Origin of the sequence: Amycolatopsis sp. NPDC049691, assembly GCF_040675005.1 — a bacterium.
GTDB lineage: Bacteria > Actinomycetota > Actinomycetes > Mycobacteriales > Pseudonocardiaceae > Amycolatopsis.
Genome location: NZ_JBFANX010000018.1, coordinates 93,545 through 110,340, shown reverse-complemented (window position 1 = coordinate 110,340; position 16,796 = coordinate 93,545). Strand labels below are relative to the sequence as shown.

The 16,796-nt window shown below is 71.0% G+C and carries 13 protein-coding genes; 8 read left to right on the top strand and 5 right to left on the bottom strand.

What is annotated here, in order from left to right:
- Positions 1-159 precede the first annotated feature (159 nt).
- Positions 160-900 (bottom strand): FCD domain-containing protein, encoded by a 741-nt coding sequence (locus AB0J40_RS34175; RefSeq protein ID WP_364461487.1) that lies wholly within the window; start codon positions 898-900, stop codon positions 160-162.
- A gap of 210 nt (positions 901-1,110) precedes the next feature.
- Between AB0J40_RS34175 and AB0J40_RS34170 the strand changes: the two genes are divergently transcribed.
- Positions 1,111-3,480, top strand: a complete 2,370-nt coding sequence (locus tag AB0J40_RS34170; RefSeq protein ID WP_364461485.1) for a ricin-type beta-trefoil lectin domain protein — start codon at positions 1,111-1,113, stop codon at positions 3,478-3,480.
- Between the two features lie 17 nt (positions 3,481-3,497).
- Entirely contained in the window at positions 3,498-4,571 is a 1,074-nt protein-coding gene (locus tag AB0J40_RS34165; RefSeq protein WP_364461482.1) for a ricin-type beta-trefoil lectin domain protein, read from the top strand.
- A gap of 12 nt (positions 4,572-4,583) precedes the next feature.
- Here AB0J40_RS34165 and AB0J40_RS34160 read toward each other — a convergent pair whose 3' ends face one another.
- Positions 4,584-5,234, bottom strand: a complete 651-nt coding sequence (locus AB0J40_RS34160; RefSeq protein WP_364461479.1) for a TetR family transcriptional regulator — start codon at positions 5,232-5,234, stop codon at positions 4,584-4,586.
- A 109-nt stretch (positions 5,235-5,343) separates the two neighbouring features.
- Between AB0J40_RS34160 and AB0J40_RS34155 the strand changes: the two genes are divergently transcribed.
- On the top strand, positions 5,344-6,204 hold the full coding sequence (locus tag AB0J40_RS34155; protein ID WP_364461476.1) for a 3-hydroxybutyryl-CoA dehydrogenase: 861 nt from the start codon (positions 5,344-5,346) through the stop codon (positions 6,202-6,204).
- 389 nt (positions 6,205-6,593) lie between these two features.
- Here the strand turns inward: AB0J40_RS34155 and AB0J40_RS34150 are convergent, their stop codons facing one another.
- Both AB0J40_RS34150 and AB0J40_RS34145 read right to left on the bottom strand, forming a co-directional pair.
- A complete protein-coding gene (locus AB0J40_RS34150; protein WP_364461474.1) occupies positions 6,594-7,955 on the bottom strand; it encodes a caspase family protein in 1,362 nt (453 codons plus the stop codon).
- Entirely contained in the window at positions 7,952-8,335 is a 384-nt protein-coding gene (locus AB0J40_RS34145) for a hypothetical protein (RefSeq protein ID WP_364461471.1), read from the bottom strand. Before AB0J40_RS34145 ends, AB0J40_RS34150 begins: the two co-directional genes overlap by 4 nt.
- A gap of 146 nt (positions 8,336-8,481) precedes the next feature.
- Between AB0J40_RS34145 and AB0J40_RS34140 the strand changes: the two genes are divergently transcribed.
- A complete protein-coding gene (locus tag AB0J40_RS34140) occupies positions 8,482-11,616 on the top strand; it encodes a PA14 domain-containing protein (protein WP_364461468.1) in 3,135 nt (1,044 codons plus the stop codon).
- Between the two features lie 51 nt (positions 11,617-11,667).
- Here the strand turns inward: AB0J40_RS34140 and AB0J40_RS34135 are convergent, their stop codons facing one another.
- Positions 11,668-12,654: a helix-turn-helix domain-containing protein gene (locus AB0J40_RS34135; RefSeq protein ID WP_364461465.1), complete on the bottom strand. Its 987-nt coding sequence runs from the start codon at positions 12,652-12,654 to the stop codon at positions 11,668-11,670.
- A 155-nt stretch (positions 12,655-12,809) separates the two neighbouring features.
- On the opposite strand from AB0J40_RS34135, the gene AB0J40_RS34130 reads away from it, so the two are divergent.
- Genes AB0J40_RS34130 through AB0J40_RS34115 form a run of 4 tightly spaced genes read left to right on the top strand, consistent with a single transcriptional unit; the run spans position 12,810 to position 16,559 of the window.
- Positions 12,810-13,763, top strand: coding sequence for a VOC family protein (locus tag AB0J40_RS34130; protein ID WP_364461462.1), 954 nt, complete (start codon positions 12,810-12,812; stop codon positions 13,761-13,763).
- 11 nt (positions 13,764-13,774) lie between these two features.
- Positions 13,775-14,761, top strand: coding sequence for an alpha/beta fold hydrolase (locus tag AB0J40_RS34125; RefSeq protein WP_364461459.1), 987 nt, complete (start codon positions 13,775-13,777; stop codon positions 14,759-14,761).
- Positions 14,758-15,936, top strand: a complete 1,179-nt coding sequence (locus tag AB0J40_RS34120) for an acyl-CoA dehydrogenase family protein (protein WP_364461456.1) — start codon at positions 14,758-14,760, stop codon at positions 15,934-15,936. Before AB0J40_RS34125 ends, AB0J40_RS34120 begins: the two co-directional genes overlap by 4 nt.
- A complete protein-coding gene (locus tag AB0J40_RS34115; RefSeq protein ID WP_364461454.1) occupies positions 15,933-16,559 on the top strand; it encodes a phospholipase in 627 nt (208 codons plus the stop codon). The genes AB0J40_RS34120 and AB0J40_RS34115 overlap by 4 nt, the downstream gene beginning before the upstream one ends.
- Positions 16,560-16,796: the final 237 nt, after the last annotated feature.

Below are 16,796 nucleotides of genomic sequence, written 5' to 3'. Positions count from 1 at the left end.
AGAGCCAAGATAGGAGCCGCCGGCGGCAAAGGTCAATCCATCGTGAAAATTACCCACGCGCACCGGATCTCGCCCGCCGACGGCGTCCCTGAGTCCACAAAGGACTGAACTCACCGCGTGCTCCCCCGGGTCGTTTCCGGGCAGCCCGCAGTGAGTTCGTCAGCCGAAGAGGCGGCGCTGGATCTCGCGGCGGTAGTCCTCCAGGGTGTTGTCGAGGTGGACGGCGACCGCGTCGGCCGCCGCGTCCGGGTCGCCGTCGCGGATCGCGCGGAAGATCGCGGCGTGTTCCTCGATCGCGCCCGCCGCGTGCCCGCCGACCGCGCCGGACATCCCGATGATGTTCGACTGGCGTTGCAGGCGGCGGGCTTCGCGCACGGCCGCGACGAGGAACTGGTTGTGCGACGCGGTGGCGATCCCGAGGTGGAAGTCGTCGTCACCGCGGTCGAACAGCGCGGTGCGGCCGGTCAGGTGACCGTCGCGGCAGGTTTCGGCGGCGGCCTCGATCGCGCGCAGCTGGGCCGGGGTGGCGTTGACCGCCGCCAGCCGGCCGGCGGCCGTCTCCTGCACCCGGCGGAACTCGAAGAGCATGTAGACGTGGTCGAGGTCGGCGGGCAGGAAGAACCCGCCCCACCGCGAGGCGCCGAGCATGCCCTCGTCGTCGGACACATACAGCCCACGTCCCTTGTGCGCGCGTACCCGGCCGATCGCCGAGAGGATCTTGACGGCCTCCCGCACCACGGTCCGGCTGGTCCCCATCCGCGCCGCCAGCTCGACCTCGGTCGGCATCCGGTCACCGGGTCGCAGCTCCAGCTCGGCGATGAGCCGCAGGATCTGCTCGGCCACCAGTTCGTAGCCGGGCCGGTAGGGCGCCGGCAGTGCGGTTTCCTCGTCGCTGGTCACCCGATGAGTATGACTCAGTGGGCGCCGGCCAGTGACTGTACCTCGCACCCCGGTCACCAGGTCAACAGCCGCGGAAGCGGAATGAAACTTACACGCGTTCCCGCAGGTGGAAAGTCGAGCGGCGCGAGGCCCGTGCCGATCCTCCGGCCGGGCGGGGATCATGGCCTGGCATGAGTCACACACATCCCCGTCCCCAGGGAGGTAGCCGCCATGCCGCCGCGCACCGGATTCGTGGCCGCCGCGTTCGCGGCCGCCCTCGTGGTGACCGCGCTCGCCGCGCCGGCCGCGCACGCCGCGACCGTCACCATCGCCGTGGCGCCGAACGGTGACGACGCCAACCCCGGCACCCCCGAGCAGCCCGTCGCCACCCCGGCCAGGGCACAGCAGCTGGCCCGCGCCCAGGCGGCCGGTGGCGACGTGGTCGTGCAGCTCGCCGGCGGCACCTACCGGCTCGCCGCCCCGCTGACGTTCACCAGCGCCGACTCCGGCCAGAACGGCCACACCGTCACCTGGCAGGCCGCGGCCGGCCAGACGCCGATCCTCTCCGGCGGCTCCGCGGTCACCGGCTGGACGATGCAGGACGCGAACCAGAACGTCTGGGTGGCGTCCGTGCCGCCGGGCACCGACTCCCGGCAGCTGTTCGTGGACGGGGCGCTCGCGCCGCGCGCGTCGATCCCCCTCTCCCGCGGCGACGTGCAGGTCACGACGTCCGGCCTGACCATCGTCAACCCCGCGCTGAACTACCTCGCCACGCTGCCGCAGCAGAACCGGATCGAGGTGGAGAGCCAGAACTCCTTCACCGACCGGTACTCCCCCGTCGACCACGTCAGCGGCACGTCGATCGTCATGCAGCAACCGGCGTGGAACAACAACAACTGGGGCTACGACACCCTGGCCAAGCCCTTCGGCGGCGGCCAGCTGTACCTGGAGAACTCCTACTCGTTCCTCAAGAACACCGGCCAGTGGTACTTGGACCCGCAGGCCGGGCGGCTCTACTACAAGGCACCCGGCGGGTGGGTCCCCGGCGGCCACGACGTCGAGCTGCCGCGGCTGACGTCGCTGCTGCGGATCAGCGGCAGCTACGACAACCCGGTGCGGGGCCTCGCGTTCAAGGGACTGCACTTCGAGCACACGACGTGGCTCACGCCGGGCACGTCGGCCGGTTACGCCAACCAGCAGAGCGGCACGTTCCTCCCGGCCGCGGCGCCGATGCCGGCCGACTTCCTGAGCTCGTGCCAGTCGGGCTGCCCGCTGTTCGAAGGCGCCCGCAACAGCTGGGCGCAGGCCCCGGCCGCCATCCAGGTCTCGGCCGCCACCGGGATCACGTTCAGCGGCAACACCTTCACCCACCTCGGCCAGGTGGCGCTCGGCATCGGCAACGACGCGAACGCGCACGCGTCCGGGGTCGGGCTCGGGGCGTCCTCGATCACCGTGGACCACAACACCTTCACCGAGGACTCGGGCGCGGGCATCGTCGTCGGCGGCGTGCGCCCGGACGCCCACCACCCGTCGAACCCGGCGATGACCAACCGCGACATCACGCTGTCGGACAACACGGTGAGCCGGGTCGCCCTCGACTACCGGGAAATGGCCGGCATCCTGTCGACCTACGTCACGCACGCCGTGATCACGCACAACGACGTGGCGAACCTGACCTACGACGGGATCGACGTCGGCTGGGGCTGGGGCGCGAACGACCCGGGCGGCAGCCAGGACTACCGCAACCGCGGCCTGTACAACTACCAGCCGGTGTACTCCACCGCGACGACGCTGCGCGACACCGTCGTCAGCTACAACCGGGTGCACGGCACCAAGAAGCTCATGCACGACGGCGGCAGCCTCTACAACCTCTCCGCGAACCCGGGCAGCTCGTTCGACCACAACCACGTCTACGACAACAACCGCACGGTCGGCCTGTACCTGGACGAAGGCTCCCGGTACGTTTCCCTGTCGGCCAACGTGATCCAGGACTCCGGGGTCTGGGCCTTCACCAACGCGAGCGGCACCAACAACACCAACGACAGCACGTTCAGCGGCAACTGGTACAACGGCGGCGCGACCAACGTCGCCACCGGGCCACCGCACAACAACGTCCTGACCGGCAACATCCAGGTGAGCGGCACCAACTGGCCCACCGGCGCCCAGCAGGTCATCGCCGCCGCGGGCCCGCGCGGCACCGGTCCGGCCGCGGGCCCGGTGCGCGCGGCCGGGGCGGGCAAGTGCCTGGACGTCAACGGCGCCGCCACCACCCCCGGCGCCCAGGTGCAGATCTGGGACTGCCACGGCGGCACCAACCAGGCCTGGACCCGGACCACCGCCGGGGAACTGACCGTCTACAGCGGAGACAGCACCCGGTGCCTGGACGCCTCCGGGCAGGGCACCACCCCTGGCACCAACGTCGTCGTCTGGACCTGCAACGGCGGTGCCAACCAGCGCTGGCAGGTCACCCCGGCCGGCGCCGTCACCGGTGTCCAATCCGGACTCTGCCTCGACGTGACCGGCGGCGGTACCGCCAACGGCACCGCCGTCCGGCTCTGGACGTGCACGGGGCAAGCGAACCAGCAGTGGACCTTCGGGTGAAACGATCGGGGAGAACCATGAGAATCCGGCTCATCGCGGCCGCGGCGGTCCTGTTCCTGAGCGCATTGCTGCCGGGCACCCCGGCCGCCGCCGAATCCAACGGCGGGGTCCGGGTCATGCCGCTGGGCGACTCCATCACCGACGGCACGCAAGTCCCCGGCGGGTACCGGATAGGGCTGTGGCAACGCCTGGTCGCGGGCGGTTACCGGGTCGACTTCACCGGCTCTCAGTACAACGGCCCGGCCGCGCTCGGCGACCACGACCACGAGGGCCATCCGGGCTGGCGCATCGACCAGATCGACGCGAACGTCGTCACCTGGCTGCGGAACACCGGCTCGCACACGGTGCTGCTGCACATCGGCACCAACGACATCCTGCAGAACTACGACACCGGCCGCGCGCCGGCCCGGCTGTCCGGGCTGATCGACCACATCACCGCGACGGCACCGGACGCCGAGGTCTTCGTCGCGACGATCATTCCGCTGGCCAACTCCGGCCAGGAGTCGGCGGCCCGAACGTTCAACTCCGCGATCCCCGGCATCGTGCAGAGCAACCAGAACGCGGGGAAGCACGTGCACCTGGTGGACATGCACTCGGCGCTGACCACCGCCGACCTGATCGACGGCGTCCACCCCACGGCGACCGGCTACGACAAGATGGCCGCCACCTGGTTCGGCGCGCTGCGGTCCGTGCCGGGCAGCATCGGCACCGCCTCGGCACAGCAGCTCGTCGGCACGCAGTCGGGCCGCTGCGCGGACGCCGCGAGCGCGGCCAACGGCACGCAGGTGCGGCTGCAGGACTGCGGCGGGCAGGCGGGCCAGGCGTGGACCCGGGCGGGTCAGGAGCTGACGGTGGGCGGCACCAAGTGCCTGGACGCGTCCGGCCACGGAACGGCCAACGGCACCCCGGTGATCGTCTGGGACTGCCACGGCCAGGCCAACCAGCAGTGGACGATCGCGGCGAACGGCACGATCACCGGGGTCCAGTCGGGTCTCTGCCTCGACGCGTACGGACAGGGCACCGCCAACGGCACCCAGCTGGTCCTGTGGGCGTGCAATGGGCAGCCGAACCAGCAGTGGACATTGCGCTGAAAGGAATCCGGCTCAGGGGTTTCGGCCGAGCACCCGGTTCAGCTCGGGCAGGAGGGCGTTGAGGTCTTTCTTCGTCCGAAAGACCACAATGGACGCCTCGTCCTCACCGGCGGCGGTGAAGAGACCGACCGTCTCCGCCATCGCCGCGTCGAACTCCCGCAGCGGGTCGTCGGCCCGACCACTGAGCCACCGGCGCAGCACGTGGTTGTGCGCGGTCACGACGGCGCCCGCCATCAGCTCCGCTCGCAACGCCGTGTCCTCCCCGCCGCCCATCCAGTCGTGCAGGAAACCCCGGAACAACCGCTGGTACTGCTGGACTCCCGCGATCTCGCGGTCGCGCAAGGCCGGAACGCTGCGGGTCAGCCGGTACCGCGTCCGCGCCCGCTCGCCCTCGGCGAGGTAGTGCCGCAGGACCAGCCGGGCGCCTTCGGTGACCGCGAGCAGCGCGGTCTGCTCGGTCGCGCCGCCGAGCCGCGCCTCGATGGCCTGGAGCAGCACTTCGTGGTCCGGGAAGATCACGTCTTCCTTCGCCCGGAAGGTGCGGAAGAAGGTCGTTCGGCCGACGCCGGCCCGCTCGGTGATGTCGTCGACCGTCGTCTGGTCGTAGCCGCGCTCGGCGAACAGCGAGAACGCCGCTTCGACCAGGCGTTCCTTGGCCGTCATCCATGCCTCCTCGCGGTCGTGGCCCAGCGTAGGGCGTGGCGGTCGTCATAGGACCTTCAGCTACTCGCCGGTACTCAGTACCGTCTCGATGGTACCGAGTCCCGGAGAGGTGGCGGCGATGGAACGCGTTGGCGTGGTCGGATGCGGGCAGATGGGTGCGGGGATCGCCGAGGTGTGCGCCCGGGCCGGCCTGGACGTGGTGGTCGTCGAAGCGGACCCCGCCCGCGCGGACGACGGCCGTCGCCGGCTCGAAGCCTCGCTGAACCGCGCGGAGCAGAAGGGCAAGATCCCGGACGCCACCGAGGTCCTGCGCCGGATCCGCGTCACCGACACCCTCGACGACCTGGCCGATCGCACGTTCGTCGTCGAAGCGATCGTCGAGGACGAGGCCGTCAAGACCGAGCTGTTCCGGCAGCTGGACAAGATCGTCACCGCCCCGGACGCGATCCTCGCGTCGAACACCTCGTCCATCCCGATCATGAAGCTGGGCACCGCGACCGAGCGCCCGGCCCAGGTGGTCGGCGTGCACTTCTTCAACCCCGTACCGGTGCTCGCGCTGGTCGAGCTGGTGCCCAGCCTGCTGACCACCGAGGCGACGGTCGCCCGGGCCCGGACCTTCGCCCAGGACGTGCTGGGCAAACAGGCGATCCTCTGCCGGGACCGCGCCGGGTTCGTGGTCAACGCGCTGCTGATCCCGTTCATCCTCGCCGCGATCCGCATGCTCGAGTCCGGCTTCGCGACCCGCGAAGCCATCGACGAAGGCCTGGTCCGCGGCGCCGCCCACCCCCAGGGCCCGCTCGCCCTCGCCGACCTGATCGGCCTCGACACCACCAAGGCCGTCGCCGAATCCCTGTACGAGGAGTTCAAGGAGCCGCTCCACGCGCCACCGCCGCTGCTGGCCCGCATGGTCGACGCGGGGCTCCTCGGCCGCAAGACCGGCCGCGGCTTCTACACCTACGACCGGCCGTGACGGAGTGCCGCTGCTTGTGCGCCCCGGCCGGCCACCAGCACCAGATCTGCACCGGAACCGCGCACCCGGGCGCCACTGTGCGGCTTCCCGGCAGTCCGAACGAGACGCACGTTCCGGCTTGCCCGCCTTGCCACCAGGCCGTCTCTCAAAAGCTGGGCCCCGGGCGGCCACCGTCCACGGTCACCGCCACCGGCGAGCGCACGCGGCACTTCGGCAGAAGCGACTGGGACGCGGCGGCACTCGCGAAGCCCGGACGGCGCTCCGCCCGCTGGCCGAAGGCTCCGGCCGGCTCTTAGGCGAGCCGGCCGGCTGATCGGGCGGCCGGCACCGGATCAAAGCGCCGGCGCGACCGCCTCTCGTGTGGTGGGGTGGCGTTCCGCCGAGCGGGTTCAGATCAGCTCCGGCCGCAGCCGGGGATCGCGGCCGAGCAGCTCCCGCTCCGTGCGGAACAGCCGGGGGCCGCCGAACCGGCCGAGCGCGGCGAGCAGCTTCTCCCGGTCGGCGTCGAAGGCCCCGATCGGACCCAAGGCGACATAGCCCAGCTCGTGCAGCCGGCGGGACAGACTCGGTATCCCGGCGGCGGGAACCGGCACCTCCGGCCGGTAGCGGACGACCAGCAGGTGGTTGGCGGCGTAGACCTTCTTCAACGCGGGATTCACCGACCCCCGCGGTGGCCGGAGCACGCCGACATCGGAGACGTCCGCCCAGTGCACGGTCGAGCGCTGCCGCTCGGTTCCGATGGTGATCCCGGCCGAGTCGATGACCAGTTCCGCCTGCTTCGGGGTGATCGCGGTCGTCAGCAGCGCGATCACCAGGACCACCAGCGCGGAAAACCCGCCGTAGACCAGGATCGCCCGCGGCCAGTCGGGGTCGTGGTTCAGCACGGCGAACAACACACCCAGGGACGCGGAAATGGCGGCGGTCCCGGCGGCCATGCGGACCGCGACCTGCCGTTGCCGGCGGCGAAGCGCCGCCGGAGCACGCCGGAAGGTGACCTCACGGGCGGACGATTCGTTTGGTGGCACCGGTTCTCCCGGCCCCCGCGAAAGGCACAGGCGGCCGGCGGTGTTGGTGGCCCGCCGCTGCGGCCGCGGCAGGTTGCGGGAAGCCAGTTCCCGGTCCACGCGCAAGTAGATTTCGTCCAGCGGCAACGGAGTTTCGTTGCCCAGCGCGTCGAGCAGCGCGCCGGTGAACGCGGTGAACCGCTGCCCGTGCGGTGCGTAGGCGGGCGCGGTCGCGGTCGTCGAGGCGAGGGTGTAGGTCCCCGCTGCCTCGAGCTGGGCACCGATCAGGGAGGCGTCGCCGGCCATCACGTCGATGGCGCGACCCGCGAAACAGCAGTCGAGGATCAGGATCCGTGCCTCGGCGGGGCTGGCGCCGATGTCCTCCCGCAGCAGGTCCACCGGGAGGGCGCTGTACTTCAGCGACGAGGTCTCGGTGTGGTGCAGCGCCAAGTGCAGCCGGCCGCGGTCGTCGACGAGCCCGTGCCCGGCGTAGTACACGAGCAGCAGATCCCGGGCCTGCTCCGCGCACCGGTTCACCAGCCGGCCGGCTTCGGCGACCGAGGCGTCCTCCGGGACCGTCACGCAGTTTTCGGCGGCGAACACGCCGGTGCCGGGGTCGGTGAAGCGACCGCGCAGAGCCAGCAGGTTTTCGCTCACGGCAGGCAACTCGGTCAGCACCGGGTCCCGGAACCGGCCGGCTCCCAGCAGCACCACGTGCGAGCGCGAACGGTCAGGGAACCGGCTCACTCCGGCTGGTCCGGTCCGTGCGCCAGCCGCTCCAGCTCGCGCAGTACCTCGGCCACGTCCCGGACGCGGCGCGCGTCCAGCTCGACCTTGGCGCCGTCGCGTGCGGTCACGGTGACCTTGAGATCGGCACGCCTGCTCGCCAGCCAGGTGGACAGCGTCCCGGCGAGCACGGCCCCGGCCCCACCGGCCCCGAACGCGACGCTGAGCACGTCGACGACACCGCCCATCTCGCCGTCCCCCGGCCGGGCGGCCGGGCGGAAGCTCACCCGGCCGCGAAGCTGGTCCTCCCGCCGCAGCCAGTCCGCCAGGGAGCGAAGGTCGTCGGGACGGTCGTCGACGCTGATCCGTAGCGGCGGCTCCTCCGCCGGAGACAGGCTCATGCGGTCATGATGCCCAACGTGGTTGCGAGCGGGGCCGAGCACCGTCGAGATACCGCCGTTCGGCGGTAGATATGCGTCCGAGTTGTCTGTTTGGATCACCCGGAGAGCGTTTTACAACGTTGTAAAAATGAAAGAGGACCTCGTCGATGAGAAGAGCCGCTTCCGTCCTCGTCGCCCTGCTGGTGGCGCTGGGTGTCGCGTCGGGCACGCCGCCCGCGGGCGCCGCCGAGCCCGTGCACGGTCTGAAGGCCGAGTACTTCACGCCGTCGGCGCCGGACGCGCACGACTTCGCCAACCTGGCAGGCACCGCACTCGACTCGGAGGTCGACCACCCCGACCTGACGTCGGTCTTCGGACTGGTCACCGGCCGCACGGAGCACACCACCGCCCGGTGGACCGGGCAGCTCGCCGTGCCGCAGACCGGCGACTACACGTTCTACGCCATCGGGGACAACGGCTTCCGGCTGTTCCTCGACGGCGCGCCGGTGATCGACCACTGGGTCGGCGACTGGGACAAGGAGCAGACCAGCGCGCCGGTCACGCTGACCGCCGGGAAGCAGTACGACTTCAGGCTGGAGATGTTCCAGGACACCGGCGGCGCCAACATGTTCCTGCGCTGGTCGAGCGCGGCCATCGCGAAGCAGATCGTGCCGCTGTCGGCCTTCACGCCGCCGGCCGGCTTCCAGGTCGTGCCGCGCACGGCGGACGTGGCCAAGGACGGCCGCACGCTCACGGCCGACTTCGACGGCCGGGTCTCGGGCACGAACGACCTGGCCGACCACCTGCGCATCGAGGTCGACGCGACGCCGATGCCGGTCTCGTCCATCGCGACGAGCCGCACCCGGGCGACGATCCAGCTGGCCGAAAAAGTGTTGCGGGGCCAGCGGGTCACGCTCTACTACGACGGAGCGGGCGCGCTCGCGGTGAACGGCACGAAGATCGGCAAGGCCGGGCGCATCGTCGCGAACGCGTCGACCGAACGCCTCCGGACGCCGTGGGGCGAGAACGTCGACACGCGCCACCCGCTGCCGGAGTACCCGCGGCCGCAGCTCGAGCGCGACAAGTGGGTCAACCTCAACGGCCCGTGGGAGTTCTCGGCCGCCCGGGAGGGCCAGCAGCCGACGTTCGGCAAGCGGCTGCCCGAGAAGGTGATCGTGCCCTACCCGATCGAGTCGCAGCTCTCCGGGCTCGAACGGCACGAGGACCACATGTTCTACCGCCGCACGGTGACCGTCCCGCGCGACTGGAAGATCGGCGGCGGGCAGCGCCTCAAGCTCAACTTCGGCGCGGTCGACTACCAGGCCAAGGTCTGGGTCAACGGCAAGCTCGTCGCGGAGCACACCGGCGGCTACACGGCGTTCAGCGCGGACATCACCGACGCGCTCAAGCGCGGTGACGAGCAGGAGATCGTCGTCGCCGTCACCGACACGACCGGGCCGTACCAGCCCAAGGGCAAGCAGTCGGCCAACCCCGGCGGGATCTTCTACACCCCGTCGTCGGGCATCTGGCAGACGGTGTGGCTGGAACCGGTGGCGGACAAGGGCATCGACGAGATCAAGACGACGCCCGACCTCACCACCAGCTCGCTGGCGCTGAACGTCAAGTCCGCGGGCAATGCCACCGTCACGGCGGTCGCCAAGGATTCGCGTGGCCGGTTCGTCGGCACGGTCACCGGGCCGGCGAACGCGAACCTGAAGCTGCCGGTGCCCAACGCGCACCTGTGGACGCCGGACGACCCGTACCTGTACCAGCTGGAGATCAGGCTGGGCGGCGACAAGGTCAAGAGCTACTTCGGCATGCGGTCCACCGGCATCACGAACGTCGGCGGCACGCCGAAGCTGACGCTCAACGGCAAGCCGTTCTTCTCCCTGATGCAGCTGGACCAGGGCTTCTACCCGGACGGCCTGAACACCGCGCCGAGCGACGAGGCCCTCGTCTTCGACCTGAAGGCACAGAAGGACCTCGGCTTCAACGCCGTCCGCAAGCACATCAAGGTCGAGCCGGCCCGCTGGTACTACCACGCGGACCAGCTGGGACTGCTGGTGTGGCAGGACTTCGTGTCCGTGGAGGACGGCAACAACCCCGCGGCGCAGCAGGCGTGGCTCAGCCAAGGCCTGGAAGAGATGCACCAGCTGCAGAACTACCCGTCGGTCTACGCGTGGATCGTGTTCAACGAGGGCTGGGGCGAGTGGGACAAGGCCGCCACCGGCCGGATCACCGACCAGGTCAAGGCCACCGACCCGAGCCGGATCGTCAACGCCCACAGCGGGGTGAACTGCTGCGCCTCCAAGGGTGACTCGGGCGCGGGCGACGTCATCGACCACCACGACTACAACAACACCGACCCGGCGCACTCGGACGGGCGGCGCGTCGCGATGGACGGCGAGCACGGCGGCTTCACGCTGCGCACGCCGGGGCACCAGTGGCCGGGTGCGCCGATCGCGATCTACAGCGGGGTGGCGGACAAGGCGGCGCTGACGGCGAAGTACGTCGACAACACCCGCACGTTCTACCTCGGGCAGGCGCGCGCCGAGCTGTCGGCGTCGGTCTACACGCAGGTCACCGACCTGGAAGGCGAGCTGAACGGGCTCTGGACGTACGACCGCAAGCGCATCAAGGTCGACCCGGGTCCGGTCCGCGAGATCAACCGGCGCGTGATCGAGGCCGGCGCCGACGCGGGCAAGCCCTACCCGTACGCGGGCAAGGGCGAGTGGAAGCTCGACGAGCGCGGCGGAAGCATCGCGAAGGACTCGAGCGGCGGCAACAACCCACTGACGCTCACCCCGACGGGTGCGTCCTTCAAGGACGGCGCGCTGCAGTTCACGGGCGGCTCGGCCGACACCTACGGCCCGGTCGTCGACACGACCGGCGACTACACGGTGTCGGCGAAGGTGCGGCTCGACGCGCTGCCCGGCAACTACGCGACCGCGGTGAGCCAAGACGGCAGGGAGCGGGAGAGCCCGTTCTACCTGCAGTACGGGCAGGGCGCGTTCGCGTTCAGCACACCGGGCGGCAACCGGGCCCGCTACGAGGTCGTGCCGGAGCTCGGCCGCTGGTACGAGCTGACGGGCGTGCGGGCGGGCAACGAGATCCGGCTGTACGTGGACGGGGTCAAGGTGGCGACGGCCCCGGCCGGCCCGGCACTGATCAGCACCGGCGCGTTCACGGTCGGCCGAGCCAAGTACGACGGCCGCAACGTCGACCCGTGGACCGGCGCGGTCGACGACGTCGAGGTGGTGGGCAAGGCGTTGACGGACGCGGAGGTGGCCCAGCTCTCCTGAGGCGTCGTCGCGGTGTGGGACTGTTGTTGCCCAGCAGCCCCACACCGCGCCCTAACCGGGTGGCTCAGGGGCACCGCCGGCGTTCTGCCGCCGGAACTCCGCCGGCGCCAGACCGGTCTCCCGCTTGAAGACCTGCCCGAAGTGCGACGCACCCGGAAACCCCCACCGGGCGCCGATCGCGGACGCCGGAGTGTGCGCCAGCGCGGGGTCCGTCAGGTCCATCCGGCAGCGTTCGACGCGCCGCTCGCGGATGTAGCGGGACACCGTGGTGCCGGTCCGCTCGAACAGCTTGTGCAACCCGCGCAACGAAAGGAAGTGCGCGGCCGCGACCCGGCCGGGGCCGAGGTCCGCGTCGGCCAGGTTGTCGTCGATGTAGCCGAGGACCCGCTCGAGCAGTTCCTCGTGCGAGTGCCCGGCGGGGACGTGGTGGCCGAGCTCGCTCCGCAGCATCGTGCCGACGAGCGTCATCAGGGACCGGACCGCCGTGGGCCCGTGGGTGCCGAGCGACTCCAGGTTGCGGTTGACGCTGAGCACCGTGCTCCACACGGTGTCGGTGAGGCCCGGCGCGCAGGCGAACGGCGACGCGGTGATCTCGGCCAGCGGGTCGTCCTGCCGTGGGCTGATCGCCGTCTTGGGGAACCGGATGCAGGTGGAGCGGTAGCCGTCGCCGACGGTCAGCGTGGCCGGCTTGCCCGAGTCGTACAACGCGAACAGCCCGGGCCTGAGCAGCGCGACGCGGCCGTCCTGCGCGATGCGGATCTCGCCGGCGAGCTGGAGGGTGAGTACGTAGAACCCCGCGTCCGCCTCCCGGATCGTGCGGTGGTCGCGGTAGGCGGCGTGCCGTCCGGAGGCCATGTCGACGAAGCTCACGCCGTGCAGGTGCCGGTCGCGGACCCGGCCGGTGAACCTGTCCGGCCGGTCGCAGTCGAACTCGAAGCGCAGCACGCTGCGCCGGACGGCGTCGGCCCACGACGTCAACGTGATCGGTCGCGGTGCCACGCCCTCGAACTGCTCCGTCAGCGCTGTGAATGACGTCATCGTCGTCTCCACGGTCGGTCAGCCCACGGTACCCAGCCGCCCGGCCGCCGACCAGTGCGCTGGTTCGACACCACCGTGCGCTCTCGCGCCACACACCGGCGCGCCGCGTTCCTACAGTTCGCCTCGGCGGACATCTCGGCGCAGAGGAGCCACCCATGACCTACGTGCAGGGTTCCCACCACGTGACGCTTTCCGTGGCGGACGCCCAGGAAGACGTCGATTTCCACGTCAAGATCCTCGGGATGCGCTTCATCAAGCGCACCGTCCTGTTCGACGGCTCCCTGCCGATCTACCACCTGTACTACTCCAACGCCGCGGGCGACCCGTCGAGCGTGGTCACGACCTTCCCGTGGGCGCAGGCCGGGTTCTTCGGCAAGCGCGGCACCAACCAGGCGCGCGAGGTCCTGCTGTCGGTCCCGGACCACTCGCTGGACTTCTGGCACGGCCGGCTGACCGAGCACGGCGTCGAGGTCACCGACGTCGAACGGTTCGGCAGGCGCCGGCTGGCGTTCCGGCACCCGTCGGGCATCGAGTACCTGTTCGTCGGCAACAGCGGCGACAAGCGCGTGGGCCACCCCGGCCACGGGGTGCCGCCGGAGCACGCGATCCACGGCATCCACGGCATCGGGGTGCACATGGCCACGCCCGACCGGATGGTCGAGTTCGCCGGCGAGTCGTTCTTCGCCAGGGACGATCTCGCCGAGGAGGGCGACGTCATCGGCCTGCAGATCGGCGACGCCAAGCACGGCAACCACCTCGAGATCACCGTCAACCGCACCGACGACCAGGGCACCTGGGGCTACGGCGCCGGCACCTACCACCACTTCGCGTGGAACGCCGCCACCCTGGAGAACCAGGACGCGCTGAAGTTCGAGATCGAGGGGCGCGGCTACACCGACATCTCGGAGCTCAAGGACCGCAAGTACTTCAAGAGCGTCTACGTGCGCACGCCGAGCGGCGCGCTGTTCGAGCTCGCCGTCACCCACGCCGACGGCGGCTGGACCTGCGACGAGTCCCCGCACGAGCTCGGCACCCGGTTCCAGCTGCCGGAACAGTTCGAACACCGCCGCGACGAGATCCTCGGCCGGCTGGAACCGATCGACATCTGAGGGCGGGAACCGTGACAGCACCGCACGTGGCGGGCGGGTACGAAGTCACCGTCCGGCGTGGACAGTTCTGGGTACCCGGCGACCGGGTGCGCACGGAGCACGGGACGGTGCAGCGGGCGCCGCTGTTCGTGCACTGGGAAGCGCCGCCGGGAGCCGCCCACCCGGTCCCGCTCGTGCTCGTGCACGGAGGCGGCGGGCAGGGCACGGACTGGACCGGCACCCCCGACGGCAGGCCGGGGTGGGCGACCCGGTTCGTCGAGGCGGGGTTCGCCGTCTACGTCGTCGACCGCTGCGGGCACGGCCGCTCGCCGTACCACCCCGACGTCGTCGGCCCGATGGGACCGCCGTTCCCCTACGAGGCGGCGGCAGCGCTCTTCTTCCCGGAGGAAGTGCGAGACGCGCAGACGCAGTGGACGTACGGCCCCGAGCACGTCGACCAGCTCCTCTGCCCGATGGGGCCGCTGCCCGCCGACCTGGCCGAGTCGCAACGCCTGGACGCCGACCGGCTGGGCCGGCTGCTCGACATCGTGGGCGAAGCCGTGCTGGTCACCCATTCGGCGGGCGGCCCGGTCGGCTGGCTGACCGCCGACGCGCGGCCGGACCGGGTCGCGGCCATCGCCGCGATCGAGCCGATGGGTCCCCCGTTCGCCGAGTTCCCCGGCTTCGGCACGCTGACCTGGGGGCTCACCAGCGCGGAGATCACCTGTGACCCGCCGGCCGCCGACCCGGCCGAAGCCGGCGGCCGGCGCATCCCCGCGCTGGCGGGCAAGCCGGTCGCGGTGGTGACCGGCGGGGCGTCGGCGTTCGCCGGCTTCGCCCCGCAGGTCGTGGAGTTCCTGATCGCCGCCGGGGCCGACGCCTGGCAGCTGCACCTGCCGGACTTCGGCATCACCGGCAACGGGCACGGCCTGACCTTCGAGGCGAACCCGGACGAGACCGTGAAACCCGTCATCGACTGGATACTGGCCACGCTGCGGACCCGAGGACGGACATCGTGAACCACCTGCACGTCAGCGCCGAATTCGACGCGGTCATGGCCCGGCTCGACGCGATCGCGCCGGTCATCGAGGAGAACGCCGACCAGGGCGAGGTACTCGGGCGCGTGCCCGACGAGCCCGCCAAGGCCCTGCAGGGCACCGGCGCGTTCAAGATCGGCATTCCCCGCGAACTCGGCGGCTACGAGTTCTCGCCGCGCCAGGTGATCGACACGATCGCCAAACTGTCCTATGCGGACGCTTCGGTGGGCTGGGCCTTCATGGCCGTGCAGATGGTCACCGGCACGACGGCCGCCTACCTCGGCCCGGAAGCCGCGGCGGACCTGTACCCGGACGCCGCCAACGGCGGCCACGCGCTCATCGCCGGCCAGGGCACCAAGCTCGGCACGGCCGTGCGCGTCGACGGTGGCTACCGCATCAGCGGCCACTGGCACTTCGCGTCCGGGATCTCGATGGCGACCCACATCCACACCGCCGCGCTCTGCGCGGAGACCGGCGAGGCGCTGGTCTTCACGCTGCCCAAGGAGCAGGCCACGGTGATCGACAACTGGGACGTCATGGGCCTGCGGGCCACCAGCAGCCACGACTACGTGTGCGAGGACGTCTTCGTGCCGGAGAGCCACGTCTACGACATCGCGACCACCGACGTCCGGCACGGCGGCGCCGTCTACCGCATGGGACTGGCGAACATGGCGGGCGTCTGCCACACCGGGTGGGCGCTCGGGGTCGGCCGCCGGATGCTCGACGAGCTGAAAGTGCTGGCGGCCAAGAAGACCGGCAGCCCGGGCGCGTCGGTGGACACGCAGCAGTTCTACGCCGAGTACGCACAGGCCGAGGCGAAACTGCGCGCGGCGCGGGCGTGGGCGACGGAGGTCTGGGCGGACAACGAAGCGACCCTGGACCGCGGCGAACCGCTGGACACCGCGCAGGAGACGCTGACCCGGCTGATGCTCAACAACACCACGTGGTCGGTGCACGCGGTGGGCCAGACCGTCTACAAGTGGGCGGCGACGGCGGCCCTGCGCCACGGCGTCCTGCAACGGTTCTTCCGCGACCTGCACGCGGGCACCCAGCACATCACCTCCAGCCCGGTCGTGCTGCAGCACTGCGGCAAGCTGCTCAGCGGCCTGGCACCCGGTTCGCGGTGGGTGTTCCTCGATCTCCAGGAAGCGCGGTGACCCCGTCGCCCACCGAGTGGGGCGCCCCGGCGGACCGGGCCGCACCGGCCGTGCTCGCCGTGCACGGCCGCGGCCAGGACCCGGCGTTCATGCGGGCGACGGCCGAGCGGTTCGGCACGACGCCGGCGCGGTTCTTCGCGCCGGAAGCCGAGGGCAACACGTGGTACCCGCGGTCGTTCCTGGAGCCGGTCGAGCGCAACCAGCCGGCGCTGGACCGGTCGGTGCGGGTGCTGGAAGCGTGCCTCGACCGGCTCGCCGGAGCCGGTTTCGGCAGTGAACGTGTGGTGCTGTGGGGCTTCTCCCAAGGCGCCTGCCTGCTGTCGCACCTGGTGCTGAGCAGGCCGCGGCCGTCGGCCGGACTGATCCTGTTCACCGGCGGCTACCTCGGCACGACACCGCCGACGCCGGACGAGAAGGCCCTGCGCGGAGTTCCGGTGGTGCTGCGCAGCATCGAGGACGACCCGTGGGTGCCCCGGCACCGCGTCGAGGAGACGGCCGCGCTGTTGCAGCAGGCCGGCGCGGAGGTGGACCTGCGCATCGACCCGGGCACCGACCACATCATCACCGACGAGGCCTGCGCGACGGCCACCAAGCTGCTCAACGCCGTGGCGAGCGCGGGCTGAGCGAAGCAGGCAACTACTCAACGTGAACGATATTGCCGGATCTCCCGAACGATGCGCAGGGAAAACCGAGCTATTTTCGGGAATCCCAACCCGTAGCAGCTGCCGCAATCACTCTGTGTATCGGGGGGTGACTCGCTCCGCACGCTCGTCACGGTAGGTTTCCCGCCGTTCCCAGGGGCCCGACGACGCGTCCCCGACCCTCCTGCCGCCAGCGCGCGCCTTCGGTGCGCGCTGTTC

Bases quoted from the DNA above. Each gene is read 5' to 3' on its own strand.
- AB0J40_RS34140 (WP_364461468.1), top strand. From the start codon at position 8,482: ATGAGAAGAGCCGCTTCCGTCCTCGTCGCCCTGCTGGTGGCGCTGGGT.
- AB0J40_RS34170 (WP_364461485.1), top strand. From the start codon at position 1,111: ATGCCGCCGCGCACCGGATTCGTGGCCGCCGCGTTCGCGGCCGCCCTC.
- AB0J40_RS34130 (WP_364461462.1), top strand. From the start codon at position 12,810: ATGACCTACGTGCAGGGTTCCCACCACGTGACGCTTTCCGTGGCGGAC.
- AB0J40_RS34165 (WP_364461482.1), top strand. From the start codon at position 3,498: ATGAGAATCCGGCTCATCGCGGCCGCGGCGGTCCTGTTCCTGAGCGCA.
- AB0J40_RS34145 (WP_364461471.1), bottom strand. From the start codon at position 8,335: ATGAGCCTGTCTCCGGCGGAGGAGCCGCCGCTACGGATCAGCGTCGAC.
- AB0J40_RS34160 (WP_364461479.1), bottom strand. From the start codon at position 5,234: ATGACGGCCAAGGAACGCCTGGTCGAAGCGGCGTTCTCGCTGTTCGCC.
- AB0J40_RS34135 (WP_364461465.1), bottom strand. From the start codon at position 12,654: ATGACGTCATTCACAGCGCTGACGGAGCAGTTCGAGGGCGTGGCACCG.